Origin of the sequence: Streptomyces sp. NPDC004732, from assembly GCF_040609235.1 — a bacterium.
In the GTDB taxonomy this organism is placed as follows: domain Bacteria; phylum Actinomycetota; class Actinomycetes; order Streptomycetales; family Streptomycetaceae; genus Streptomyces.
Map to the genome: position 1 here is coordinate 246,974 of NZ_JBEXJR010000010.1, position 24,587 is coordinate 271,560.

21 protein-coding genes are annotated in these 24,587 nt (G+C 71.5%); 10 read left to right on the forward strand and 11 right to left on the reverse strand.

Annotated features, from left to right (window positions below):
• Positions 1-30 precede the first annotated feature (30 nt).
• From ABZV77_RS29890 to ABZV77_RS29905, 4 genes are all read left to right on the forward strand, one after another.
• Positions 31-1,305 (forward strand): low temperature requirement protein A, encoded by a 1,275-nt coding sequence (locus ABZV77_RS29890; RefSeq protein WP_356263281.1) that lies wholly within the window; start codon positions 31-33, stop codon positions 1,303-1,305.
• Positions 1,306-1,375: 70 nt separating this feature from the next.
• Positions 1,376-2,401, forward strand: a complete 1,026-nt coding sequence (locus ABZV77_RS29895) for a P1 family peptidase (RefSeq protein WP_356263284.1) — start codon at positions 1,376-1,378, stop codon at positions 2,399-2,401.
• Between the two features lie 229 nt (positions 2,402-2,630).
• Entirely contained in the window at positions 2,631-3,809 is a 1,179-nt protein-coding gene (locus tag ABZV77_RS29900; protein WP_356263626.1) for an Ig-like domain-containing protein, read from the forward strand.
• 204 nt (positions 3,810-4,013) lie between these two features.
• Complete coding sequence (locus tag ABZV77_RS29905) at positions 4,014-4,790, forward strand: DUF6227 family protein (protein WP_356263287.1); 777 nt, start codon at positions 4,014-4,016, stop codon at positions 4,788-4,790.
• Between the two features lie 60 nt (positions 4,791-4,850).
• Here the strand turns inward: ABZV77_RS29905 and ABZV77_RS29910 are convergent, their stop codons facing one another.
• The 5 genes from ABZV77_RS29910 to ABZV77_RS29930 all read right to left on the reverse strand — a co-directional run bounded on the left by ABZV77_RS29910 (position 4,851) and on the right by ABZV77_RS29930 (position 9,885).
• Positions 4,851-5,120 (reverse strand): hypothetical protein, encoded by a 270-nt coding sequence (locus ABZV77_RS29910; protein ID WP_356263289.1) that lies wholly within the window; start codon positions 5,118-5,120, stop codon positions 4,851-4,853.
• A gap of 132 nt (positions 5,121-5,252) precedes the next feature.
• Complete coding sequence (locus tag ABZV77_RS29915) at positions 5,253-7,295, reverse strand: fructose-specific PTS transporter subunit EIIC (protein WP_356263291.1); 2,043 nt, start codon at positions 7,293-7,295, stop codon at positions 5,253-5,255.
• Positions 7,296-7,362: 67 nt separating this feature from the next.
• Complete coding sequence (gene pfkB / locus ABZV77_RS29920; RefSeq protein ID WP_356263629.1) at positions 7,363-8,316, reverse strand: 1-phosphofructokinase; 954 nt, start codon at positions 8,314-8,316, stop codon at positions 7,363-7,365.
• A gap of 23 nt (positions 8,317-8,339) precedes the next feature.
• Positions 8,340-9,101: a DeoR/GlpR family DNA-binding transcription regulator gene (locus ABZV77_RS29925; protein WP_356263294.1), complete on the reverse strand. Its 762-nt coding sequence runs from the start codon at positions 9,099-9,101 to the stop codon at positions 8,340-8,342.
• Between the two features lie 175 nt (positions 9,102-9,276).
• A complete protein-coding gene (locus ABZV77_RS29930) occupies positions 9,277-9,885 on the reverse strand; it encodes a TetR family transcriptional regulator (protein WP_356263297.1) in 609 nt (202 codons plus the stop codon).
• Positions 9,886-10,040: 155 nt separating this feature from the next.
• On the opposite strand from ABZV77_RS29930, the gene ABZV77_RS29935 reads away from it, so the two are divergent.
• Positions 10,041-11,294, forward strand: coding sequence for an extracellular solute-binding protein (locus ABZV77_RS29935; RefSeq protein WP_356263300.1), 1,254 nt, complete (start codon positions 10,041-10,043; stop codon positions 11,292-11,294).
• Positions 11,295-11,445: 151 nt separating this feature from the next.
• Here the strand turns inward: ABZV77_RS29935 and ABZV77_RS29940 are convergent, their stop codons facing one another.
• The gene (locus ABZV77_RS29940; RefSeq protein WP_356263303.1) at positions 11,446-12,978 is read right to left on the reverse strand and encodes an MFS transporter; all 1,533 of its coding nucleotides are present in this window, start codon (positions 12,976-12,978) and stop codon (positions 11,446-11,448) included.
• Between the two features lie 62 nt (positions 12,979-13,040).
• Here ABZV77_RS29940 and ABZV77_RS29945 point away from each other — a divergent pair, with 62 nt between their 5' ends.
• Entirely contained in the window at positions 13,041-14,108 is a 1,068-nt protein-coding gene (locus ABZV77_RS29945) for a YafY family protein (protein WP_356263306.1), read from the forward strand.
• A gap of 63 nt (positions 14,109-14,171) precedes the next feature.
• On the opposite strand, the gene ABZV77_RS29950 is transcribed toward ABZV77_RS29945, so the two are convergent.
• Positions 14,172-15,173 (reverse strand): sigma-70 family RNA polymerase sigma factor, encoded by a 1,002-nt coding sequence (locus ABZV77_RS29950; RefSeq protein WP_356263309.1) that lies wholly within the window; start codon positions 15,171-15,173, stop codon positions 14,172-14,174.
• Positions 15,174-15,702: 529 nt separating this feature from the next.
• Between ABZV77_RS29950 and ABZV77_RS29955 the strand changes: the two genes are divergently transcribed.
• The gene (locus ABZV77_RS29955) at positions 15,703-16,737 is read left to right on the forward strand and encodes a questin oxidase family protein (RefSeq protein WP_356263311.1); all 1,035 of its coding nucleotides are present in this window, start codon (positions 15,703-15,705) and stop codon (positions 16,735-16,737) included.
• A 20-nt stretch (positions 16,738-16,757) separates the two neighbouring features.
• Here ABZV77_RS29955 and ABZV77_RS29960 read toward each other — a convergent pair whose 3' ends face one another.
• Positions 16,758-17,519: a class III extradiol ring-cleavage dioxygenase gene (locus ABZV77_RS29960; protein ID WP_356263631.1), complete on the reverse strand. Its 762-nt coding sequence runs from the start codon at positions 17,517-17,519 to the stop codon at positions 16,758-16,760.
• A 130-nt stretch (positions 17,520-17,649) separates the two neighbouring features.
• Between ABZV77_RS29960 and ABZV77_RS29965 the strand changes: the two genes are divergently transcribed.
• A complete protein-coding gene (locus ABZV77_RS29965; RefSeq protein ID WP_356263314.1) occupies positions 17,650-18,165 on the forward strand; it encodes a MarR family transcriptional regulator in 516 nt (171 codons plus the stop codon).
• A gap of 49 nt (positions 18,166-18,214) precedes the next feature.
• Here the strand turns inward: ABZV77_RS29965 and ABZV77_RS29970 are convergent, their stop codons facing one another.
• On the reverse strand, positions 18,215-19,738 hold the full coding sequence (locus tag ABZV77_RS29970; protein ID WP_356263317.1) for an MFS transporter: 1,524 nt from the start codon (positions 19,736-19,738) through the stop codon (positions 18,215-18,217).
• Positions 19,739-19,834: 96 nt separating this feature from the next.
• Positions 19,835-20,491 carry a TetR/AcrR family transcriptional regulator gene (locus tag ABZV77_RS29975; protein ID WP_356263320.1) on the reverse strand — a complete coding sequence of 219 codons (657 nt, stop codon included), beginning with the start codon at positions 20,489-20,491 and terminating at the stop codon, positions 19,835-19,837.
• Positions 20,492-20,777: 286 nt separating this feature from the next.
• Between ABZV77_RS29975 and ABZV77_RS29980 the strand changes: the two genes are divergently transcribed.
• Positions 20,778-22,061 (forward strand): M6 family metalloprotease domain-containing protein, encoded by a 1,284-nt coding sequence (locus ABZV77_RS29980; protein WP_356263322.1) that lies wholly within the window; start codon positions 20,778-20,780, stop codon positions 22,059-22,061.
• Here ABZV77_RS29980 and rho read toward each other — a convergent pair.
• A complete protein-coding gene (rho, locus tag ABZV77_RS29985; RefSeq protein WP_356263325.1) occupies positions 22,048-23,289 on the reverse strand; it encodes a transcription termination factor Rho in 1,242 nt (413 codons plus the stop codon). The two genes, ABZV77_RS29980 and rho, sit on opposite strands and share 14 nt — an antisense overlap.
• 315 nt (positions 23,290-23,604) lie before the next feature.
• Between rho and ABZV77_RS29990 the strand changes: the two genes are divergently transcribed.
• Positions 23,605-24,423 (forward strand): 2,3-dihydro-2,3-dihydroxybenzoate dehydrogenase, encoded by an 819-nt coding sequence (locus ABZV77_RS29990; protein WP_356263328.1) that lies wholly within the window; start codon positions 23,605-23,607, stop codon positions 24,421-24,423.
• Positions 24,424-24,587 lie beyond the last annotated feature (164 nt).

Here is a 24,587-nt window from a genome sequence, read left to right on the forward strand (position 1 = left end):
CGGCGTACGCCTTCTGCTGTCCTGGAGGGCATGGCAACCTCCCCCGACTCACCGATCCCACCAGCCGCACCCGCCTCATCGGACGCATCGACCTCATCCATCCCGTCGGCCTCATCTGCCTCGCCGACCTCACCCGCCGCCCCCTTCACCAAACCGCTGCGGCCGCTCCTGGCCAGGGGCCGCGACGAGGAGCACCGCGCCGCGACACCGCTGGAGCTCTTCTTCGATCTTTGTTTCGTCGTGGCGGTCGCACAGGCCGGTGCCGAGCTGGTGCATGCCGTCGCCGAGGGGCATGCGGGCGAGGGCGTCCTCAACTACGCGATGGTCTTCTTCGCGATGTTCTGGGCGTGGGTCAACTTCTCCTGGTTCGCCTCGGCGTACGACAACGACGACGCGCTGTACCGCGTGGTCACGCTGATCCAGATCGCCGGTGTGCTCGTCTTCGCCGCCGGGGTCTCCAAAGGCTTCCAGGAGCACGACTTCCTCCTGGTCTGGCTCGGCTACCTGATCATGCGGGTCGCCCTCACCACTCAGTGGCTGCGCGTCGCCAGAGCGGCGACGGGCGCCGAGCGCGGGACGGCCCTGCGGTACGCGGCGGGCGTGCTGCTCTGCCAGGTCGGCTGGTCGGGGCTGCTGTTCCTGCCGGAGGGCGCCAGGCCCTGGCTGTTCCTCGTGATGGCGGTCGCGGAGATGTGCGTGCCGGTGATCGCGGAGCGCGCGTACACGACGGCGTGGCACCCGCACCACATCTCCGAACGGTACGGCCTGTTCACGATCATCGTGCTCGGCGAGACCCTCGCGGCGGCGACCGTCGCGGTGAAGTCGGGCATCGAGGAGCACGACGCGCTGGACGAGCTGCTGCCCATTGCCGCGGGCGGCCTCCTCGTGGTGTTCGCCGCGTGGTGGATCTACTTCGTCGTGCCCATCCACGGTCGGCTGAGGAGCAACCGCCAGGCGTTCCTGTGGGGCTACGGCCACTACGTGATCCTGGGCTCGGCCGCGGCGATCGGGGCCGGGATCGAGGTGGCGGTCGAGCAGGCCGTCGGCAAGGCGCACATCTCGACGGTGGCGGCGTCCGCCGCGGTGACCGTGCCGACGGCGCTGTATCTGATCACGGTGTGGGCGCTGCACTCCCGTTACTACAAGGTGGGGTTGGCGCAGCAACTGGTCTTGCCGGTCAGTGCGTTGGCGGTCCTTGCGAGTACGTTCGCGGGCCGCTGGGCGGTGCTGGTGGCGGGACTGGTCGCCGCGGCGACCGTCGCGACGGGGGTGACGCTCACCACCCGGATGGCGCGGCGCCCGTGACCGGGCCGCGTGGTACGCCTTCCTCATGACACCTGCTTCCGCTGATTCCACCGGAGCCGCGTTCCGACCGATGACCGACTCCCTGACCGATGTCGCGGGCCTCAGCGTCGGCCATGCCACGCGGGCCGGCGACGGCCGCCTCACCGGCACCACCGTGGTCCTCGCCCCCGAGGGCGGGGCCGTCGCGGCCGTGGACGTGCGGGGCGGCGGCCCCGGCACCCGCGAGACGGACGCCCTCGACCCGCGCAATCTGGTGCAGCGCGTCGAGGCCGTGGTCCTGACGGGCGGCAGTGCGTACGGGCTGGACTCCGCGTCAGGCGTGATGGCGTGGCTGGAGGAGCGGGGCCGGGGCGTGCGGGTCGGCGCCGACCCCTCCCACGTCGTGCCCGTCGTCCCGGCCGCCTGCGTCTTCGACCTGGGCCGGGGCGGCGACTTCGGGGCCCCCCTCGACGCGGCGACCGGCCGGGCCGCCGTCGAGGACGCCGCACGCACCGAGCCGTTCACCCCGGTCGTGGAGGGGAACGTCGGGGCGGGGACGGGTGCGGTGGTCGGCAGGTTCAAGGGCGGCGTAGGCAGCGCCAGTGTCCGCCTCGACTCGGGGATCACGGTCGCCGCGCTGGCCGTGGCGAACGCCGCGGGCTCGGCGGTCGATCCGGCGACGGGGGCGCTGTACGGGCAGTACTTCAGGGGGCAGCGGGTGAGTTATCCGGCGCCCGAGGTCCACGAGGAGGCGACGCGGCGCCTCGCCGAGGCCGCCGTCGAGAACGGGCCGCCCCCACTGAACACCACCCTCGCCGTGGTCGCCACCGACGCCGAACTCACCAAGGCGCAGGCGCAGAAGCTGGCGGGCACCTCGCACGACGGCATGGCGCGCGCGGTGCGGCCCGTCCATCTCCTCAACGACGGCGACACCGTCTTCGCCCTCGCCACCGGGGAGCACGCCCTGGCGGCCGGGAACCCGCTCGCCCTCAACGAGATCCTCGCCGCGGGCGCGGACCTGGTGACGGAGGCGATCACGCGGGCGATGCTGGCGGCCGACTCCGTGGAGACACCGGGCGGCATCTTCCCTTCGTACCTCGATCTCTACGGCAAGTAGCACGGGACAGGAGGGAACCAGAGAGAACCGGAGGGAACAGTAGGGGGCAAAGCGAGCAAATCGCCGTGCTCGCAGGCGCGTTGGGCGCGGCAAGTGTGCTCACACTCACACTGTCCGCACGGAACCTATCCGGGGCACAGGCCGCTCTTAGCTCGTACTGAGTCAGAACACGTACTTGGAGCAGCCCGTGACAAGGTCGGTCATAGTCAACCCCCGGCGCCGTGCCCTCATGGCGGCCACCGCGCTCGCCGCCGTGGGCGCGCTGACCCTCACGGCCTGCGGCGGCGACGCCGACGCCAAGGACGACAAGAACGGCGGCAGCTCCTCGGCAGCCAAGGGCGCCGACATCACCATCTCGTCGAAGGACGGCGCCACCGACGCCTCGATCAACGCCACCGGCGTCAAGGTCAAGAACGGCAAGCTGACCAGCGTGAAGATGACGTCGGCGACGTCCGGCACCGCGGTCGAGGGCACCATCTCCGGCGACGGCTCCTCCTGGAAGCCCAAGGCCCAGCTGGAGCGCGGCACGAAGTACAAGGTGACGGCGGACGCCAAGGACGCCAAGGGCAACGCGGCGACCGAGAACGCGACGTTCACCACGATCTCCTCCGCCAACAGCTTCATCGGCACCTACGCGCCCGATGGCGGCGCCAAGGTCGGCGTCGGCATGCCGGTCTCCTTCAACTTCGACAAGGCGATCACGGAGAAGAAGGACGTCCAGTCGCACATCACGGTGACGACCAGCAGCGGCCAGAAGGTCGTCGGCCACTGGTTCGGCAACCAGCGCCTGGACTTCCGGCCGGAGGACTACTGGAAGGCCGGCTCCAAGGTCACGATGAAGATCAACCTTGAGGGCGTGAAGGGCGCGGAAGGCGCCACCGGCGTGCAGAACAAGACGGTCACCTTCGACATCGACCGCGCGCAGGTCTCCACGGTCGACGTGCAGGCCAAGAAGATGACGGTCGAGCGGGACGGCAAGGTCATCAAGTCCGTCCCGATCTCCGCGGGCAGCCCGTCGAACCCGACGTACAACGGCAAGATGGTCATCTCGGAGAAGTTCACCCAGACCCGGATGAACGGTGACACGGTCGGCTTCGGCGGGGAGTACGACATCAAGGACGTGCCGCACGCCATGCGGCTGTCCTCGTCGGGCACCTTCATCCACGGCAACTACTGGGGCTCGCCCTCGATCTTCGGCAGCGCCAACACCAGCCACGGCTGCGTCGGCCTCCAGGACGCGCGCGGCGCGGGCGACCCGAGCACCCAGGGAGCCTGGTTCTACAACAACTCCCTGATCGGCGACGTCGTGACGGTCAAGGGCTCGCCCGACAAGACCGTCGCCCCCGACAACGGCCTCAACGGCTGGAACATGTCGTGGAGCGAGTGGACCGCGGGCAGCGCGAGCTGACGCACGCCCCCTCGGCGGCCGCCCCGACTACCGCGGCCGCACCTCACAACTGAGCGAGCCACGCGGGAACTTCCCGCGTGGCTCGCGCGTTTTCCAAGTCCCGGGTTTCATACCCGCGCGTTTTCCGGTTCCAGGGCATGATGTCGGACCGAGGGGCTACGGTATGCACTCACCAGGTGACATGTAGCAACGCCGGGAGAAGCCTTGAGCGTTCCGTACGACACTGCGTACGAGCCACCCGAGTCGCCCGAGCCACACTCTCCGGAGGAGCATCTCGAGCGACTCCTCGGCCGCGCCCTGAACTCGTTCGACCTGCCGGACGAGGTGATGGCCCGGCTGGGCTCCGCCCTCGCCCACGACACCTCGCTGCACTCCGCGCACCACAGCTCGGGGCTGCATCGCGAGACGTTCAGACACACCTGGCTGCTCGCCGACGCGTCCGTGCTCACACTCTGGGAGCTCGTCCACAACACCGCGCCGGGCAGCGCCCCGACCCACGAGCTCTATGCCGACGAGGAGGAGGCGGGCGTCGCCACCTCGCGCCTGCCGCTGCCGCCCGACCCGCCCGCGTGCGGCCGACCGGTCGTGCTCCAGCTTCCGCCCGACTCCGAGCCCCGCCATGCGTATGTTCCGGACGATTCCGCGGACCACGCGCGCCGCCTCCTGCGCCGCGCGGAGAACCCCGACGGCGACCGGCCGGGCACGAGCGTCGCGCGGCTGCTGCGCGCCGCGTTCGCGCACCAGATCACCCAGGCCTTCGGCCGTCCGCGCCTCGCCGGTGAAGTGCGCATGTGCTTCTCGCTCTACGAGCACGCGTTCCTGCTCTTCGACGGCGGCGAGACCAGCCTGTGGGAGGTCGAGCACACGCTCACACCCGACGGGCGGCACATGTGCGAGGTGTACGACACCGAGGAGGCGGCCCGCGCCGCGATGGAGCGCAGGGCCCGTGCCTGGACCCGGGAGGGCCGGACGCGGGGCTGACGCGGGGCCAAGGCCCGCCAGAAGCCTCTGGGGGCCTCAGGAGCCTAGGAACCTAGGAACCTAGGAGCGACCCTCGCCGAACTGCCGTACGAGACCGGCGAAAGCGGCCCGCTCGTCCGCGGTGAGCTCGACGGTCTCCGTGCGCGGCGGGCCCTGCTGGGCCGGCAGCGCACGGAGCGCCGGAGCACGGAGCGACGGGGTCTGGCGCCACGCCTCCATGTCGAAGCGGTCCTTGCGCATCACCCGCACCAGGCCGACGGCCCAGACGACGGTCGCCACGGCGAGAACGGCCACGCCTATCTGCTGAACGATCGAGACATCCTGGAGCATGCGGCCCAGTAGACAACAGGGGCGGGGGCTTTCGACAGGGGGTAATAGGACTTAGGTCCCGAAGTGACGCAAGTCGCACACTCCGGGACCGGTTGCCCTTCAGGGACGTTCGGGAGGGGAAACGTCCGGGTTTCAGACGGTCGCCGTCGCCTTCGCCGCCACCGGCTCCTCGGCGGCGGGCGCCGTCTCGTCGGCCGTGCCCGGAGGCGTCGTCTTCCTGGCGCCCTTGAGCAGCACCACCACGGCCGTCGAGACACAGACACCGGCGGCGATCGCGACCAGGTACAGCAGGGGCTGGCCGATCAGCGGGACCACGAAGACACCGCCGTGCGGGGCGCGCAGCGTGCAGCCGAAGGCCATCGACAGGGCGCCGGTGACCGCGCCGCCCGCCATCGAGGCGGGGATGACGCGCAGGGGGTCGGCCGCCGCGAACGGAATAGCGCCCTCCGTGATGAAGGAGGCGCCGAGGAACCAGGCCGCCTTGCCGTTCTCCCGCTCGGTCTTGGTGAAGAGGCGTCCGCGGACCGTCGTGGCGAGGGCCATGGCGAGCGGCGGGACCATGCCCGCCGCCATCGCCGCGGCCATGACCTTGAGGCTGCCGTCGGTCGGGTGGGTGAGGCCGCCGATCGCGAAGGCGTAGGCCACCTTGTTGAGCGGGCCGCCGAGGTCGAAGCACATCATCAGGCCGAGGATGACGCCCAGGATGACCGCGTTGGCCCCGGAGAGTCCCTCCAGCCAGTCGGTCAGCGCGCTCTGCAGCGAGGCGATGGGCTTGCCGACGACGAGGAACATCAGGAAGCCGACCACCGCCGACGAGATCAGCGGGATCACCACCACCGGCATGATGCCGCGCAGCACGGCCGGGATGCGGACCCGTTGGATGCCCATGACGACGGCGCCCGCGAGGAGGCCCGCGGCGAGACCGCCGAGGAAGCCCGCGTTGATGGTGACGGCGACCGAACCGCCGACGAAGCCGGGGACCAGGCCGGGCCGGTCGGCCATGCCGTACGCGATGTAACCCGCGAGGACCGGGACGAGGAAGGCGAAGGCGAGCCCGCCGATCTGGAAGAGCAGCGCGGCCCAGCTGGTGTGGTCCGTCCAGATGAAGTGCTCGGCGACCGACGGCGCCTTGTCGATCTTCCAGCCGCCGATGGCGAAGCCTAGGGCGATGAGGAGGCCGCCCGCGGCCACGAACGGGACCATGTAACTGACGCCGGACATGAGCCACTTGCGCAGCTTGGTTCCGTAGCCGTCGCCGTCGTCCCCGGCGCCCTCCACGGGCGTGGGGCCGGTGGAGGCGGCGGTGGTCTCGCCGCGGGCCGCCTTCTCGCGCACCTCGGCGATGAGTTCGGCGGGGCGGTTGATGCCTGCCTTGACGCCCACGTCGACGGTGGGCTTTCCGGCGAAACGGTCCTTGTCGCGTACGGGGACGTCGTGGGCGAACACCACGCCGTCCGCCGCGGCGACGACCGCGGGGTCGAGGCGGGTGAAGCCCGCCGATCCCTGCGTCTCGACCGTGATCTCCACGCCCGCCGCACGGGCCGCGTTCTCCAGGGACTCCGCGGCCATGTAGGTGTGGGCGATACCCGTGGGGCAGGAGGTGACGGCGACGATACGGAAGGGCTCGTCCGGGCCGGAGCCGCCGCCCGCAGGGGCATCGGGAGCGGCAGGTTCAGCTTCCTCAGCAGCCGGTTCCTCAGCCGCCGCTTCCCCAGCAGTCGCTTCCGCGTCCTCGCCGCTGATCAGCGCCGCCGCCTCCGCCGCCGTCGAAACGGACCGCAGTGCTCCAGTGAACTCCGCGTCCATCAACTGCCGTGCCAGCGACGACAGGATCGTCAGGTGGGCGTCGTCCGCGCCCGCCGGGGCCGCGATCAGGAAGATCAGGTCGGCGGGGCCGTCCGGCGCGCCGAAGTCGATGCCGCGCGCCGAACGCCCGAAGGCGAGGGTCGGCTCGGTGACGTGCGCGCTGCGGCAGTGCGGGATGCCGATGCCGCCGTCCAGACCGGTCGGCATCTGCGCCTCGCGGGCCGCCACGTCGGCCAGGAAGCCGTCGAGGTCGGTCACCCGGCCCAGGGCCACCATCCGTTCGGCGAGCGCGCGGGACGCCGCTTCCTTGGTGTCGGCGGACAGGTCGAGTTCGAGGTCGACCAGATCCGCGGTGATCATGTCGGTCATCGCGGGCTCCTTTGCACGCGTATCGCCCGGCGGGCGGCGGCTGTTGGGGGGACGGCGGCAGGAGGGTTCATGCGGCGGGCTCGGTCAGTACGCGCTCCAGCGGGACCTCGGCCGTCACCGTGACGGCGTCCGGCGCCAGGTCCGCCGGGGTCGGCATCGCGCTGCCGGGGAGCTGGACCGCGGCCGCGCCGTGCGCCACGGCGGAGGCGAGGGCGCGGGGCCCGGCGCCGCCCGCGATCAGGAAACCGGCCAGGGAGGAGTCACCGGCCCCCACGTTGCTGCGCACGGCGGCGGCGTCGACGGGAGCGCTCGCGAAGTACGTGCCCGACGCGTCGACCAGGAGCTGGCCGTCGGCGCCGAGGCTGGCGAGGACGGCGCGGGCGCCCGCCTGCCGCAGTTCCTCGGCGGCCTCGACCGCGTCGCCGACCGTCTTGAGGGGGCGGGCCACGGCTTCGGCGAGCTCTTCGACGTTGGGCTTGACGACGTCGGGGCGCTCCGCGAGCGCGGCGAGCAGGGCGGGCCCCGAGGTGTCCAGGGCGATCCGGGCCCCGGCCGCGTGCGCGCGGGCCACGAGCTCCGCGTACCAGGAGGGCTTCAAGCCGCGCGGCAGGCTGCCGCAGCAGGCGATCCAGTCGGCGCCCTGCGACCGGTCGCCGACGGTGGCGAGCAGCAGTTCCCGCTCCGTGCCGGAGAGTTCGGGGCCGGGCGCGTTGATCTTCGTGAGCGTGCCGTCGGGCTCCGCGACCGCGATGTTGGAACGGGTCTGCCCGGCGACGGGGACCGGGGCGACCTCGATGCTCTGCTCGTCGAGGAGCTGCGCGACGAGCGCGCCGGGCGCGCCGCCCAACGGCAGTACGGCGACGGTCCGCACGCCCGCGGCCGCGACGGCCCGCGAGACGTTGACGCCCTTGCCGCCCGGGTCCACGCGCTCGCCGGTGGCGCGGACGACCTCGCCGCGGTCGAGCGACGGCACCTCGTAGGTGCGGTCGAGGGAGGGGTTGGGGGTGACGGTGAGGATCATGCGCGTACGGACTGCTTCCTTGCTCATGCGCGTACTACTTCCGTGCCCGCGCGCTCGATGGCGGCGGCGTCGTGGTCGGTGAGGCCGGTGTCGGTGATCAGGAGGTCGACGTCGGCCAGGTCGCCGAAGCGCGCGAAGTGCTCCTGGCCGTGCTTGGCGGAGTCCGCGAGCAGCACGACCCGGCGGGCCGCCGCGATGGCCGCGCGCTTCACGGCCGCCTCGGCGAGGTCGGGGGTGGTGAGCCCGGCGTCGGCGGAGAAGCCGTTGGCGGCGAGGAAGAGGACGTCGGCGCGGATCTCGCCGTACGCCCGCAGCGCCCATGCGTCGACGGCCGCGCGCGTACGCTGCCTGACCCGGCCGCCGATGAGGTGGAGCTGGATGCCGGGGTGGTCGGCGAGGCGGGCGGCGGTGGGCAGCCCGTGTGTGACGACGGTGAGCGTCGACTCCAGCGGGAGCGCCGCCGCGAGCCGCGCGACGGTCGACCCCGCGTCGAGGACGATGCTGCCCTCGGCGGGCAGTTCGGCGAGGGCGGCGCGGGCGATGCGGTCCTTCTCGTCGGCCGCGGTGCCCTCACGCTCGGCGAGGTCCGGCTCGAAGTCGAGCCGTCCGGCCGGTATGGCACCGCCGTGCACGCGGCGCACGAGTCCGGCCCGGTCCAGCGCCTTCAGGTCGCGCCGGATGGTCTCCGCGGTGACCTGGAACTCCTCGGCCAGCGACAGCACGTCGACGCGGCCGCCGTCGCGTGCAAGGCGCAGGATCTCCTGCTGCCGCTCCGGTGCGTACATGTCTGTTTGCCTCCGCCGCATGCCCGATCCTGTGGTTTCACTCGGAGCGTACGGCTGGATTTCCGGAAAGTAAACAGGTTCGGGCCCGACTCGGACACAAACGGACTTTCGCCTCTACGGAGGCGTTGCTTTGGACCCGTGAACCTGCGGCCGGACCTACGGCCAGGGACCGGACCTACGGCCAGGGAAACGTCTCCAGCGCCGCGAGGCAGCGCTCCGCGAGCACGGCCGGACCCTCCGAAGCACCCTCCGCCGACCAGGCCTCGACCCCCACCCGCACCGCCACGCTCGCGACCGCGGCCGCGAGGCGCAGGTCGAGGGTGGGTTCGCTGCCCGCCCGCTCCGCCAGGATCGCCAGCAGCGTCTGCTCCGACGCATGGCACGCGTCCGCCCACACCGCCCGCAGCGCCGGACTCTCCGCCGACATGCGCAGCAGTGAGCGCACCCAGTCCAGGGACTCCGCCGCCCCCGGGGTGTCGACCGCGAGCGCCTCCGTGACCGCGTGCCGCAGCGCGTCCGGGACCGACAGGCCCGCGGGCGCACGGCGCACGGCCTCCGCCCACTGCTGCGCACCCGCCGTGAAGAGCGGTGCGACCGACTCCTCCTTGGTCGGGAAGTAGCGGTAGAACGTGCGCGGCGCGACGCCCGCCGACCGCGCGATGTCCTCGGCGCGGGTGGCCCGCAGTCCGTCCGCGACGAAGAGCGCGGCCGCGGTGCGGGCGATGTCCAGGCGGGTCTCGTTCTTGCGTCGCTCCGTCAGCGAAACGGCAGGCGTGTCAGGCATGTCAGGCAGGTTATGTCAGCTTCCGTACGGGGGTTCGGAACCGTCCGGAGGCACTTACTGCCCATGTGACAGAATCTGCCACCGTAAGCCGCGCCGGAGAGTGCGCGGAAGGCACGCGTACGGCACGCGGTGCGAGCAAGAGGTGGCAAACAGCGGTGCGTCGTCGGCAGTTCCTTCTCCACACGGCCGGTCTCACCGGCGCCACCGCGCTCGGCGCCGCCGGCCTCAGCGCCTGCTCCGCGGAGACCGACACCCCGCTCAGGCTCCTCGTGGCCAGCTACGACAAGAGCGTGGGCTCCTCGCTCGGCGACCAGTGGGACAGCCTCATCGGCGCCTTCAAGAAGGCCCACCCGGGCATCGAGGTCGACCTGGAACGCGTCCCCTTCGCCAAGCTCGACCGCACCCTGGCCCGGCGCGTGAAGGACGGCGACGCCCCCGACATCGCCCAGTCCAACCTCTTCGCGCCCTACGCCGAGGAGGGCAAGCTGTACGGCGCGTCCGACCTCTTCGACGTCCGTACCGAGGGCGACTTCATCCGCTCCTACGCGGAGGCGGGCATGGTCGACCGCGTCCAGTACGGCCTGCCGTTCCTGGCCAGCACCCCGCGGCTCTTCTACAACAAGGCGCTGTTCAAGCAGGCCCGCATCAAGGCGCCCCGCTCCTGGGCCGAACTGCGCGACGCCGCCGTGGCGTTGAAGGCGATCGGCGTGCCCACCCCGTACGGCCTGCAGCTCGGCCCGGAGGCCGCCGAGGACGAGGCGCTCGCCTGGCTGCTCGCGGACGGCGGCGGCTATGCCGCCCTCACCGGCTACGACTTCGCCACCCCCAGCAACATCGACACCCTCACCTGGCTCCGCGACAACCTCGTGGCCCGCGGCCTGGCGGGCGCCGACCCCAAGTCGCTGACGAGGACGGACGCGTACGCCCAGTTCCTGCGCGGCAAGATCGGCATGATGATCGCGCACCCGGTCCTGATGGGCGCCGCCGACCAGGCCAAGTTCCCCTACGCGCACGCCCCGTTCCCCCAGAAGCTGGGCGGCGCCGCGCCGCCGGTGGGGCTCAACGACTGGCTGATGGCGTTCAAGCAGAACGGGCGGCGCGAGCAGTGCGGCACGTTCCTGAGCTATCTGTACGGACGCAAGTCCGCCCTGGCGTACGGCGGGGGCCAGTCCGCGCTGCCCGTGACGAGCTCGGCGTCGGACGCCCTGCGCAAGGACCCGAAGCAGCGCCCGATGTGGGACTTCATCGACCAGATGCCGCAGGCCCAGTTCCAGCCGACGAACCTCGGCTCGTGGCCGGAGGTCAGGAACGCGGTGCGCCGTCACATCGGCGAGGCGGTGGCCAAGGGCGGCAGCCCGAAGGCCGTTCTGGAGGCCCTGGACACGTCAGCCGCCCAAGCGGAGCTTTAGCGCCCCGCTGGTGGGCCGTTGATACCTGCGGGTCCGCTGTGGCTGGTCGCGCCCCGCGGCGGAGCCGCAGATTGTCACGGCCCCGCGCCCCTTGAGAACACGGGGCGCGGGGAACCTCGTACGACCACCGGCTACCAGCCACCGCCATCCATCACGACGTCAGCACAGGCTCCTTCTCCACCAGGTCCGCGTCCGGCGCACCCTGGTCCCCGCCGCCCTCGATGTGCTGCTTCGGCTTCGCCGGGAGCGCGAACATCACCAGAAAGATGACGGCGAGCACGCCCGCCACCCACCACAGCGCGTTCTGGAACCCGTCCACGAACTCCGCGGGGATCCGGTCCGGCGTGACCCGCTCGTCGATGACCCCGAAGAAGACCACCGACACCAGACCGAGGCCGAGCGCGGTGCCCATCTGCTGCACGGTGTTGATGAGCCCCGAGGCCGAACCCGCGTGCTCCTGCGGGACGCCCGAGAGGACCGCGTCCGTCAGCGGGGCCACGATCAGGCCCATGCCGACGCCCATCACGACCAGCGGGAGCGCCATCTGCCAGGGCGCGATGTCCGCCCCGTACCGCCCGGCCTCCCAGATGTAGATCAGGACGCCCGCGCCCATCGCCAGGGCACCGGCCTGCAGCACCTTGCGGCCGAAGCGGGGCACGAGCTTCTGCACGGAGATACCGGCCGCCGCCGAGACGGCGATCGAGAACGGCACCCCGGTCAGCCCGGCGCGCAGCGCGGTCCAGCCGAGGCCGACCTGCATGTAGAGCGTCCAGACCAGGAAGAAGATGCCCAGCGTGACGCCGAAGACCGTCTGCACCGCGATGCCCGCGGCGAAGCTCTTCACCTTGAACAGCGACAGCTCCACGAGCGGCGAACCGTCCTTCGCCGTCTTCCACTTCTCGTACGCGATGAGCGCGCCGAAGACGACCAGCGAACCGGCCATCATCACGTACCCCCACACCGGCCAGTCCAGCTCGCGGCCGCGGGTGAGCGGGTAGAGCAGCATCAGCAGACCGGCGGTGACCAGGACGACGCCGACGAGGTCCAGCTTGAGGGCGCGCGGCGCCTTGGACTCGGAGATGAACTTCCGGCCGAGGATGATGCCCGCGATGCCGACCGGCAGGTTGATGAGGAAGATCGGCCGCCACTCTAGGCCGAAGATGTTCCACTCGGTGAGCAGCGCGCCGAGCAGCGGCCCGGAGACCGCGCCGAGGCCGACGATCATGCCGAAGAGGCCGAAGACCTTGCCGCGCTCGTGGGCCGGGAAGGTCGCGTGCACGATGGACAGCACCTGCGGCACCATCAGCGCGGCCATGCCGCCCTGCAGGATGCGCGAGGCGACCAGCATCTCCGGGTTCGCCGCGAAACCGCAGAGCGCGGAGGCGACCGTGAACCCGGTGATGCCTATGAGGAAGATCCGCTTGCGGCCGTGGATGTCGCCGAGCCGCCCGCCGGTGACGAGACCCGCGGCGAAGGCGAGCGAGTAGCCCGCGGTAATCCACTGGATCTGGCTGAACGTGGCGCCCGCGTCACGCTGGATGGACGGGATGGCGATGTTGACGATCGTGACGTCGACGAGGTCCATGAAGGCGGCGGTCATCACGATCGCCAGGGCGAACCAACGCCGCCGGTCGCCGGCGGCCACCGGCGACACGGGAGCGGAAGTGGTGCTGGGTGAAGTCATGCCGTAAGGCTAGAGGCCATATAGGTCAGCTCATGTCCTAGTTCTCCGGCATCCTGAACGACATGACGACGGACGGTACGACAGCGGCGGGCACCGACACCCCGGCCCGGCTCTTCCAGCTCCTCTCCCTCCTGCAGACGCCCCGCGAGTGGCCGGGCGCCGAGCTCTCCGAACGGCTCGGTGTCAGCAGGCGGACGGTGCGGCGGGACATCGACCGGCTGCGGGACCTCGGCTATCCGGTGCGGGCCTCCCAGGGCGCGGCGGGCGGCTACCGCCTGGTCGCGGGCAAGGCCATGCCGCCGCTGGTCCTTGACGACGAGGAGGCGGTGGCCATCGCGGTCGGGCTGCGGGCCGGGGCGGGGCACGCGGTGGAGGGCGTGGAGGAGGCGTCGGTGCGGGCGCTCGCCAAGCTGGAGCAGGTGCTGCCGGGGCGGCTGCGCCACCGGGTCTCCGCGCTGCAGATCGCGACGACGCCGCTGACCAGCGGGGACGGGGCGAGCATCGCGCCGGAGACGCTGACGGTGATGGCGTCGGCCGCGGCCGGGCACGAGCGGCTGCGGTTCGCCTACCGCTCGGGGGACGGCACGGCGTCGCGGCGGCTCACCGAGCCGTACCGGCTGGTCTCGACGGGGCGCCGCTGGTACCTCGTGGCGTACGACATCGACCGTGAGGACTGGCGGACCTTCCGGGTGGACCGGGTGTCCGAGCCGTTCGCGACGGGGGCGCGGTTCGTGCCGCGGGAGCTGCCGCAGGGGGACGCCGCGGCGTTCATCCGGGAGTCGATGTGGCGCGGGCGCCAGCGGTCGTACGACCTGGACGTGACGTTCGCGGCGCCCGCGGAGTTCGTCACCGCGCGGCTGCCGTCGGCGCTCGGCCCCGTGCAGCCCGTGGACGACCACAGCTGTCGGCTGCGCTGCCCGGTGTCGGACTCCGTCGAGTGGCTCGCGGTCCGCCTCGCGGTCATGGACTGCGACTTCAGGGTGCGGGGGCCGAGGGAGTTGGTGGAGTGCGTGCGGGAGATGGGGGCGCGGCTGTCGCGGTCGGCCGACGGAAAGACCGGAAAAACCAGGCGGGCGGGTGGGGAAAACGCGCGAAGTGCGACGGGGCAAGAACACGACGCCGAGGGATGAGGCCCCCCGGTGCCGGGGAATGGCACCGGGGCCCCGCGGAGTGCACCGCCCAAGCCCGGCCGCTCAGGCCGCCGCGTCGAAGCCCGTGTCCCGGGCCAGCTTCTTCAGCTCAAGAAGCGCGTGCTTCTCGATCTGCCGGATCCGCTCACGCGTCAGCCCGTGCTCCTTGCCGACCTCCGTCAGCGTGCGCTCACGGCCGTCGTCTATGCCGTACCGCATCTTGATGATGGAGGCCGTGCGCTGGTCGAGGCGGCCGATCAGGCCGTCGAGCTCCTCGCTGCGGAGCAGCGAGAGGACGGACTGCTCGGGCGAGACGGCCGAGGTGTCCTCCAGGAGGTCACCGAACTGGGTGTCGCCGTCGTCGTCCACGCCCATGTTCAGCGAGACGGGGTCGCGCGCCCAGTCCAGGACGTCCGTGACACGGGCGGGGGTCGACGCGAGCTCCGTGGCGATCTCGGCGGGCTCGGGGTCGCGGCCGTTCTCGCGGTTGAACTCGCGCTGGACGCGGCGGATCCGGCCCAGCTCCTCCACCAGGTGGACGGGGAGGCGGATGGTGCGGGACTGGTCGGCTATGGATCGGGTGATGGCCTGACGGATCCACCAGGTGGCATACGTGGAGAACTTGAAGCCCTTGGCGTAGTCGAACTTCTCCACGGCGCGGACCAGGCCCGCGTTCCCCTCCTGGATCAGGTCGAGCAGGGGGAGGCCGCTGCGCGGATAACGGCGGGCGACCGCGACGACCAGGCGGAGGTTCGAGCGGATGAAGACGTCCTTGGCCCGCTCACCGTCGGCGATGAGGGCTTCGAGCTCCTCGCGGTCCGCGGTGACCTTGCTGTCCTCGACCTCGCCGTCCAGGATCTTCCGGGCATACACCCCGGCCTCGATGACCTGGGAGAGCTCCACTTCCTTGGCGGCGTCGAGCAGCGGCGTGCGCGCTATCTCGTCGAGGTACATGCCGACCAGGTCGCGGTCGGCGATCTCCCCGCCTACGGCGCGAACACTGCGTGCCGCGTCGGTCTCGCCGGAGGCGGCGGACTTACGACGGGCGACGGCACGGGTTGCCATGCGTGCTCCCTTGCGATGGTTGTCCTGGTCGGCCCATTCATGGGGCCTCTGTGGTGGATGGCACACCCTCGGGTGCCCTGCATCCGTTGGAAACAACGACTGGAATCCGGACAGAATTCCCAAGCCGCACATCTTTTTTCCTGACGGTGCAGTATCCTGTGGCGCCACACGGGCGGCCGGATGCCGCCGGAGCGCGTAGAGGTGCAGGTCAGACCGGACATCGAGGCCGGTCCCGAAGCCCTGACGGACCTCCGCAACCACTACCGCTCCCTGCGTGGGACGGCCGTCACCATCGACACCGTCGCCTTCCTGCGGGAGGAGCGCCGCCCTTGGCTGCCCTCCCACCCTGAAGACGACCCGCACCGCCCGTTGGTTGCTCAGGAGCGGATTCCGGTCCCCACCCTGGTCGTGTGCTCGGTTACAGGACGAGTAGTCCTGTCCGGTCGAAGTCGACGAGCGGTCCCTAGGCCCCCGGGACTAGGCCCCGAGACCGTTACCCGTCGGCAGGCCTCCGGCCTACCTTCCCTCCATGAACGACACCACAGGCACCCTCGACGAAGCCCTGCAGCGGTTGCACGCCTCGGGGCCCGAGCGGCTCGGACGGCTCACCAACCACGCCCCGATGGCGGTCGAGGCGCTCGCCGCGCGCGGGCAGTCCCGCGCCGTCCACCGGTGGCTCGATCTTTACGCTCCCAAATTGGAGGAGTTTCCCGCCGCGGTCGAGCCGGTCACCGACGCGAACTGGGCCTCGGCACTGGGTGACACGCGGCGCGCGGCGGACTGGATCGCGTACTTCCGCCGGGAGATCGGGAAGGGTGGGGAGATCGGGGAGCAGCCCTGGCGCGAGGTGCTCGCCCTGTGGTGGCCGCGGCTGCTGCCCGGCCTGTACGGCGGTTCGTCGCATCCGGTGATCCGGGTCGGCCATGCCGTGCGCACCCTGGAGGAGGGCGGCGCGACCGGGCCCCGGCTCGACGAGCTCGCCCACGGCCTCGGTTACTGGGCCGCCCGCCACCACCCGCTGACCGGCGTGGCCGTGCTGCCGGGTGCCGACAGCGCGGCCGATGCCCTGGAGGCGGTGCCGCCCATCGCGAACCGGGCGGACGGCGGCTTCCCCACCCGGCTCGGCCGGGTCGAGGGGCTGCCCGCATGGGCCGCAGAGGTGGACGCCCCGGAGGAGGCGCGGCGCAGGCTGACCGAGCTGGTGCGGGCGGCCACGCACCGGTACGCCACGCACGGCCACGGCGACGAGACGATGCTGGTGCACGCGGCGACCGCGCCCAACGCGGTGCTGCGCGCCCTGCCCGCGCTCCCCCGCGCCCTGTGGGTGCCGAGTCTGCACGCCGCGTGGACCGCGTCGGCGGCGGTCACCGCCATGTACGCGCCGGACGAGCCGGTGGCGTACACCCGGCCGGGCACGTTCACCGCCGAGGAGGTCTTCGAGCGGGCCCTGGCCCACGGCGACGAGCACGTCATCAAGCTGACGGACACGGCGCTCGACGTCGGCGACGAACAGGCGCTGGCGGCGGCCCTCCGCGCGATCGAACTCAGCGAGCCGCTCGCCTGACGCCGGTCACCTGACGCTGGTCACCCGAACTGCACCGACCGCTTCGCGAGCCCCATCCAGAACCCGTCGATCACGCTGCGCTGCGCACCGAGGTCCCCCGCCGCCTCGGCCGCGCCGAGCGTCACGAAGAGCGGCGCGAAGTGCTCGGTGCGCGGGTGGGCGAGCTGCCCGGCCGGGGACTTCTGCCCGAAGTCGAGCAGCGCGTCCACGTCGCCCGCCTCCAGGGCCTCGTGGCCCCACGCGTCGAACTCCGCCGACCAGGCGGGGATGCCGCCCTGCCGCAGCGCCGCCAGGTTGTGCGTGAAGAAGCCGCTGCCGACGACCAGCACGCCCTCGTCGCGCAACGGCGCCAGCTTGCGGCCGATGTCCATGAGGCGGCGCGGATCGAGGGTCGGCAGGGAGATCTGGAGCACGGGGATGTCCGCGTCCGGGTACATCTCCACGAGCGGCACGTACGCCCCGTGGTCGAGCCCGCGGTCCGGCACGTCCTGGACGGGCGTGCCGGGGGCGTGCAGCAGTTTCCGTACGGAAGCGGCGAGTTCGGGGGCGCCGGGCGCGGCGTACGTCACTTGGTAGTAGTGCTCGGGGAAGCCCCAGAAGTCGTACACGAGGGGCAGCGTCTCGGTGGCGGACAGGGCCAGCGGGGCCTCCTCCCAGTGGGCGGAGACCATCAGGATCGCCTTCGGGCGCGGCAGCCCGGCGGACCAGGCGGCCAGCTCGCCGGGCCAGACCGGGTCGTCGGCGAGCGGCGGGGCGCCGTGGCTGAGATACAGGGCGGGCATGCGGGACATCGCGCACCTCCGGCGGCGGGACCAGACGATCGAACGAAGTACTTGAAACCTCAAGCTTTATGGACCCATCATACGAGTGGTTTGTTCAAAGTTCAAGGAACAACCTCGTACAGTGGGGTCCATGGATACGGCAGCGACCCCTCCCCCGACCGGCGAGCCGCGCTGGCTGGACGGCGACGAGCAGCGCGTCTGGCGGGATTACCTCCAGGCGACGACTCTTCTCGACGACTTCCTCGACCGTCAGTTGCAGCGCGACGCGGGCATGCCCCACATGTATTACGGCCTATTGGTCCAGTTGTCCGACGCCCCCCGGCGGCGGCTGCGGATGACCGAGCTGGCCAAGACCATGAAGATCACCCGGTCCCGTCTCTCGCACGCGATTGCGCGTCTGGAGAAGAGCGGCTGGGTGCGCCGCGAGGACTGCCCGTCCGACAAGCGCGGGCAGCTCGCGATCCTGACCGACGACGGCTTCGAGGTGCTGCACAGGACCGCCCCCGGCCATGTCACCGCCGTCCGCCAGGCCCTCTTCGACCGGCTCACCCCGGAACAGCAGAAGTCCCTCGGCGAGATCATGAAGATCGTCGCCGAGGGACTTCAGCCCAAGGAGGCCGGGGCTGACCTCCCCTGGCTCCGCTAGGTGCGCCGCCCGGAACGATGCCGGGGCGGCGGCTTGCCGCGGTCCCGGGTCAGTGGGCCATCACCGGGATCTTGACCTCGTCCTCGACACCGTCCGACGAGTCGGCGGGAGCCGACGTGCCGCCCTGGTGGCCGGTGGTGACGAACGTCGCCGCGATCAGCGCGGAGACCACCAGGATGCCGACCGCCCACCAGATGGCGCTGGTGTAGCCCTCGACCATGGCCTGCGCCTGGAGGAGCTTCGGGTTGGTGGCACCGGCCGCGTGGTCCGTGAGGTACGCGGTGGTCGCCGAGGCGGCGATGGTGTTCAGGAGGGCCGTGCCGATGGCGCCGCCGACCTGCTGCGAGGTGTTGACCATCGCGGAGGCGACACCGGCGTCACGGGCCTCGACGCCGTGCGTGGCCAGGGACATGGCGGGCATGAACGCCGTACCCATGCCGAGGCCCAGCATCAGCTGCGCGGGCAGGATCAGACCGGCGTAGGAGCTGCCGATCTCCAGCTGCGTCAGGAGCAGCATGCCGACCGCGGCGAGCAGGAAGCCCGGGGCCATCAGCAGCCGCGGCGCGACGCGGGTCATCAGACGGGCACCGATCTGCGTGGAGCCCGTGATCATGCCGACCATCATCGGCAGGAACGCGAAGCCGGTCTTGACCGGCGAGTAGCCCTGCACGATCTGCAGGTAGTACGTGAGGAACAGGAACAGGCCGAACATCGCGATGACCGCGAGGCCGAGCGACATGTAGACGCCGCCGCGGTTGCGCTCGGTCAGGACGCGCAGCGGCAGCAGCGGCGACTTGACCTTGGCCTCGGTGAGGACGAACGCGGCGAGCAGCACGGCCGAGGCGACGAACATCGTGATCGTCACGGAGTCCGACCAGCCCGCGGACTCGGCGCGGGTGAAGCCGTAGACCAGCGCGACCAGACCGAGGGTGGAGAGGACCACGCCGGGGATGTCGAGCGGCGAGCGGTTGCGGCCGCCGGCCGGCTCACGGATGACGAAGTACGCGCCCAGGGCGGCGACCACCGCGAACGGGATGTTCACGAAGAAGGTCCAGCGCCAGTTCAGGTACTCGGTGAGGAAGCCGCCGAGGATCAGGCCGACGGCGCCGCCACCACCGGCGATCGCGCCGTAGATGCCGAAGGCCTTGGCGCGCTCCTTGGCGTCGGTGAACATCACCGCGAGCAGCGAGAGGGCGGCGGGCGCGAGCAGCGCGCCGAACACACCCTGGAGGGCGCGGGCGCCCAGCATCATGGCCTCGCCGGTCGCGGCGCCGCCGAGCGCGGAGGCCCCGGCGAAACCGATCAGGCCGGTCACGAAGGTGCGCTTGCGGCCCCACAGGTCGGCGATGCGGCCGCCGAAGAGCAGCAGACCGCCGAAGGCGAGCGCGTAGGCCGTGATGACCCACTGGCGATTGCCGTCGGATATGCCGAGGTCCTGCTGTGCGGAGGGCAGCGCGATGTTCACGATGGTCGCGTCGAGCACGACCATCAGCTGCGCGAGAGCGATGAAGACGAGCGCTCTCCAGCGCTTGGCGTCGGGCCCGGAGTCGGGCTTGAGGGCTGTTTCGGACATAGGAGTAGCCACCTAGCGGTACGGAGTGGTCAAAGAGGTAAGAGCCGGTAAAGCAGAAAGATGAAGCGGGCGCGATGCGCGATGCGCGGTGCGCGATCAGGTCTGTCGGAGGTCCTCCAGCGTCGCCGCCGCCCCCGGAAGCTCGGACCGGGCGGGCGCCATCAGGCCGTCCAGGAACAGCTGCAGATGACGGTGGATGAAGCTGTCCATGCCCGGGCAGGCCGTACCCGGCAGCGGCCTGGTCAGCTGGGACAGGGCGACCATCAGGTCACCGACGGCGATGTCGGTGCGCAGCTGACCGGCCGCGCGGGCGCGCTCCATGAGGCCTTCGATGGAGCGTTCGAGCCGCTCGCGGGCGTCGAGCAGGTCGGGGTGGAAGGGGTCGAAGTCGGCCGACAGCATCGGGCACATGGCCCCGATGCGCTCCTCGGCCGCGGCGTGCACGAAGGTGCGCAGGGCGTCGAAGGCGGCGCCCTCGTCGGCGTCCGCCGTGGCGATGCCCTGCTCGGCGTGGGCCGCGACGCGGTCCGTCACCGAGAGGACGACCTGGCGCACCAGCTCGGGGCGGTCGGCGAAGTGCCGGTAGACCGTGGCGTTGCCGACGCCCGCCCGGCGCGCGACCTCGTCGAGGGGTACGTCCGACCCGTGCTCCACGAACATCTCGCGCGCGGCGGCGACGATCCGCTCCCGGTTGCGCAGGGCGTCGGCCCGCGGCCGCGGGACTCGGCGCTGCGGGGCGGTGGCGGTGTCCACGGCTGCTCCTCGTGTGTTCGGTGTCGATGTCGGCGTACGTGACCGGTGCGGTCCCGCGATGCGGGGAGTGACTCCCCGTTTCACGCGGACACAGGTCTAAACGGGGAAGGAGTCCCCGGATATTTCCCGCTCCTCGACTAAATCCATGTGACCTGAGTCACACCACTTCCAGGCGAGAAACCCACGATCGGTCGCACCCAGCGAGCGCCCGCGCACCCCCCGGCAGAGGGTGATCGAACAGGGTGCAGCCATGACCGGCGGCTGCCGTGGAGCGGAAGGCCCATGCATGCAGCAGCCGACCTGGCGCCGGATACGCCCCGCCCGCCGGGGCATCGCACTCGGTTCCGTCGCCGCGCTCGCCCTCGCGATCACCACGTCGGCGAGCACCGGACGCCTGATGGAGGGCTCGCAGAGCGCGGCGGGCCCGGTGTCCCTGGCCCGCAGCACCACCCTCGGCCCCTGCATGATCAGCGGCGCGATGGGCGTACAGATGTCGGAGGGCGTGCCCACACCGCCCGGCTACTCGCGCTCCACCGGCACCGTCCGGGCCCTGAACCTCATGGTCGACTTCTCCGACGCCCCCGGTCAGGGCAAGGCGATGGACCGCCTCTCGGAGTTCTTCCCGCAGACCGCCGACTGGTTCCGCACCAGCTCCTACGGACGCCTCGACTACCGCCCCGAGTCCCCCGTGCCGCACTGGCTGCGGATGCCCAAGTCGTTCGCGGAGTACGGGATAGAGCGCGGCGCCCCCTTCGACCCCGGCTACCGCACGCTCGTCGAGGACATCGTGGCGGCCGCCGACCCCGACGTGGACTTCCGGACGTACGACCTCGTGAACATCCTGATCACCCCGAACGCGGGCCCCTCGGCCCTCGACACCGTCCTGTCGGTGACCTTCGCGGGCAACCACGAGGCACCGGTCGCGGACGGCGTGCCGGTCTCCAACGCGTCCTTCGTCTACAGCCGCCAGGACGACGGCTCGGGCAGCTACCGGGAGACGGGCTACCGCGTCCTGCCGCACGAGAACGGCCACGTCTTCGGCCTGCCCGACCTGTACACGCAGGACGGCGGCGGCGCGGTCGGCCACTGGGACATCATGAGCGAGGACTGGGGCGCCAACAACGACCTGCTGGCCTGGCACAAGTGGAAGCTGGGCTGGCTCGACGACGACCAGATCAGCTGCGCCGCGAGCTCCGGCACGACCGAGCACGTGCTGTCCCCGCTCGCCGGTTCCGGCGGCACGAAGCTGGCGTTCGCCCCGCTGACCGAGAAGACGGGGTACGCGATCGAGGTCCGCACCCGTGGCGGCAACGACGAGGCGGTGTGCAAGCCGGGCGTCCTGCTCTACCGCGTGGACGCGGAGGTCGACACGGGCCACGGCCCGGTCACGGTCTCCGACGCGACACCCGACAGCGGCGGCTGCACCCGCCGCCCCAACGTCCACGCGGAGCTCTCCGACGCGACCTACGGCATCGGCGAGACCTTCACCGACCGCAAGACGGGCGTGCGGGTCACGGTGGCGGGGGTGACCGGCGACGGCGACTACCGCGTGCACGTCACGCGGCCGTAGCGGCAACCGTGGACCCAGATGCAGATGCAGATACAGACGCAGCACTGGCCTGGTCGGCACGGGGCTGCGCGCCCGGCACGGTCTGCCGCACCTGCCGCAGGAACGCGGCGTTGCTCGGCGTCTTGCGGATCCGGTCGAGCAGCGCCTCCAGGGGGGCGCCCTGTCCGCCCCTGCCGCTCAGGGCGCGCCGCAGCCCGCGCACGGCGCTCAACTCGGCCTCGGGCACGAGGAGTTCCTCCCGCCGGGTGCCGGAAGGGGTGATGTCGATCGCGGGGAAGACGCGCCGGTCGGAGAGCGCGCGGTCGAGCCGCAGCTCCATGTTCCCGGTGCCCTTCAGCTCCTCGAAGTAGTAGTCGTCGGCGCGCGATCCGGTCTCCACGAGCACGGTCGCGAGCATCGTCAGGGAGCCGCCCTCCTCGGCGAGGCGCGCGGCGCCGAAGAGCCGCTTCGGTCCCTGCACGGCGGCCGCGTCGACACCGCCGCTGAGGGTGCGGCCGCTGCCGGAGGCCGCGTTGTTGTACGCACGGCACAGCCGCGTCAGCGAGTCGAAGAGCATGACGACGTCCCGCCCCTCCTCGACCATGCGCTTGGCGCGCTCCACGGCGAGTTCGGCGAGGGCGATGTGCTCCTTCGCGGGCCGGTCGAAGGTCGAGGAGAGCACCTCGCCGCGGACCGAGCGCCGCATGTCGGTGACCTCCTCGGGCCGCTCGTCGAGGAGGACGACCATGAGATGGCACTCGGGGTGGTTGCGGCTGACCGCGGCGGCGATCTGCTGGAGCAGCACGGTCTTGCCGGTCTTGGGCGGGGCGACGATCAGGCCGCGCTGCCCCTTGCCGACGGGCGCGACGAGGTCGACGAGCCGCCCGGCGAGGGGCCCGCCCTCGGTCTCCAGGCGGAGCCGTTCGCGGGGGTGCAGCGGCGTGAGGTCCTGGAACCGCCGCCGCCCGAGCAGGGCCTGGGTGGCGCGCCCGTTGACCCGCTCGACCCCGGCGAGCACGCGGGGCCGCCCGCAGACGCCTTCGACGAAGTCGCCCGCGCGGAGCCCCAGTTGGCGGACGAGTGCGGCGGGAACCTGCACGTCACCGTTCCCGGGAAGGCAGGAAGCACCCCGGAGGAACCCGCGGCCTTCCCGACCGATGTCGAGAACTCCGGCGCAGGAGTGGTCAGTTGAAGTGGAAGTTGAAGTGGCAGCCGCAGATGCAGGCCGCTCGACGATTGTGGCAGTCATGATGTGGGTCCTTTCGCGACATGCGAAGAAGAGGGCCCGGCGGGACGGCAATGACCACGTCCCGTACGACGGGCAGGAAAACCGCTGCGAGAGCGAAGTGTGGCCGCACACAGAAGGCGACCTGACAGATCCCGGCAGACCGGGAGAGGGAACAGAAGCACGGGCGCCCCAGAAGGGGGCGTACACACGTACCTCTCGGAAGGTAGCACACGAGACGCCGCCCCAGACAGGCCCAAAGACCCCCCTGAAACCTCTCCCCAGAGCTCGTACGTTAGGTTAGCCTTACCTAACGAGTTGGGGGAGGTCGCTCACACCATGCCTGAGGACATACCGAACGAGCCGCACGCCGAGGGCGAGTTCGCCGGGCGTACGGCTCTGGTGACCGGCGCGGGCCAGGGCATCGGCGCCGCGGTGGCCACCGCGCTTGCCGCCCGAGGCGCACACGTCGTCGCCACGGACCGCGACGCGCACGGCGTCGACGAACTGTCGGCCGCATCGAGGGGGCTCCCCGGCACGATCACTCCCCGCGTGATGGACGTCACCGACGTCACCGCGGTGACGTCGATCGTCGACGGCATCGTGCGCGACCACGGCGCCCTCGACCTCCTCGTGAACGTCGCGGGCATCCTCCGCAGCTCGGCCGTGGCCGAACTGACCGACGCCGACTGGGCCGACACCTTCGCCGTGAACACCACCGGCGTCTTCCACACCTCCCGCGCCGCCGCCTCCCACATGACGTCCCGCGGCTCCGGCTGCATCGTCACGGTCGGCTCCAACGCCGCCGGGATCCCCCGTACCGGCATGGCCGCGTACGCCGCGTCCAAGGCGGCGGCCGCCGCCTTCACCAAGTGCCTCGGCCTGGAGATCGCGCGCAGCGGCGTGCGCTGCAACGTCGTGGCACCCGGCACCACGGACACGGCCATGCAGCGGGCGCTCTGGCCCGACGACTCCGCAGCAGAGGCCCCGCCCGGGGTGCTCGACGGCAACCTGGAGACGTACCGCACGGGCATCCCCCTCGGCCGCATCGCCACGCCCCACGACATCGCCGATGCGGTGGTCTTCCTCGCCTCGGACCGCGCCCGCCACATCACGCTCCAGGAGCTGTACGTGGACGGCGGCGCGACGCTGCGCTGACCAGGGCCCACCACGGCCCTGCCGCACCCGCGTACGAGACGGGAGGGGACGCGGGGGTATGTGCGCACGGAGCACCGAGCACACGCTGACCTGCGGACACATCGGACGCGGCGCAGGGATGGCGAGTACGTACATACCCCCGCGTCCCCGCACCCACCCACACA

Bases quoted from the DNA above. Each gene is read 5' to 3' on its own strand.
- ABZV77_RS29890 (WP_356263281.1), top strand. From the start codon at position 31: ATGGCAACCTCCCCCGACTCACCGATCCCACCAGCCGCACCCGCCTCA.
- ABZV77_RS29895 (WP_356263284.1), top strand. From the start codon at position 1,376: ATGACCGACTCCCTGACCGATGTCGCGGGCCTCAGCGTCGGCCATGCC.
- ABZV77_RS29900 (WP_356263626.1), top strand. From the start codon at position 2,631: ATGGCGGCCACCGCGCTCGCCGCCGTGGGCGCGCTGACCCTCACGGCC.
- ABZV77_RS29910 (WP_356263289.1), bottom strand. From the start codon at position 5,120: ATGCTCCAGGATGTCTCGATCGTTCAGCAGATAGGCGTGGCCGTTCTC.
- ABZV77_RS29915 (WP_356263291.1), bottom strand. From the start codon at position 7,295: ATGACCGACATGATCACCGCGGATCTGGTCGACCTCGAACTCGACCTG.
- pfkB (WP_356263629.1), bottom strand. From the start codon at position 8,316: ATGATCCTCACCGTCACCCCCAACCCCTCCCTCGACCGCACCTACGAG.
- ABZV77_RS29925 (WP_356263294.1), bottom strand. From the start codon at position 9,101: ATGTACGCACCGGAGCGGCAGCAGGAGATCCTGCGCCTTGCACGCGAC.
- ABZV77_RS29930 (WP_356263297.1), bottom strand. From the start codon at position 9,885: ATGCCTGACACGCCTGCCGTTTCGCTGACGGAGCGACGCAAGAACGAG.
- ABZV77_RS29940 (WP_356263303.1), bottom strand. From the start codon at position 12,978: ATGACTTCACCCAGCACCACTTCCGCTCCCGTGTCGCCGGTGGCCGCC.
- ABZV77_RS29945 (WP_356263306.1), top strand. From the start codon at position 13,041: ATGACGACGGACGGTACGACAGCGGCGGGCACCGACACCCCGGCCCGG.
- ABZV77_RS29950 (WP_356263309.1), bottom strand. From the start codon at position 15,173: ATGGCAACCCGTGCCGTCGCCCGTCGTAAGTCCGCCGCCTCCGGCGAG.
- ABZV77_RS29955 (WP_356263311.1), top strand. From the start codon at position 15,703: ATGAACGACACCACAGGCACCCTCGACGAAGCCCTGCAGCGGTTGCAC.
- ABZV77_RS29960 (WP_356263631.1), bottom strand. From the start codon at position 17,519: ATGCCCGCCCTGTATCTCAGCCACGGCGCCCCGCCGCTCGCCGACGAC.
- ABZV77_RS29965 (WP_356263314.1), top strand. From the start codon at position 17,650: ATGGATACGGCAGCGACCCCTCCCCCGACCGGCGAGCCGCGCTGGCTG.
- ABZV77_RS29970 (WP_356263317.1), bottom strand. From the start codon at position 19,738: ATGTCCGAAACAGCCCTCAAGCCCGACTCCGGGCCCGACGCCAAGCGC.
- ABZV77_RS29980 (WP_356263322.1), top strand. From the start codon at position 20,778: ATGCAGCAGCCGACCTGGCGCCGGATACGCCCCGCCCGCCGGGGCATC.
- rho (WP_356263325.1), bottom strand. From the start codon at position 23,289: ATGACTGCCACAATCGTCGAGCGGCCTGCATCTGCGGCTGCCACTTCA.
- ABZV77_RS29990 (WP_356263328.1), top strand. From the start codon at position 23,605: ATGCCTGAGGACATACCGAACGAGCCGCACGCCGAGGGCGAGTTCGCC.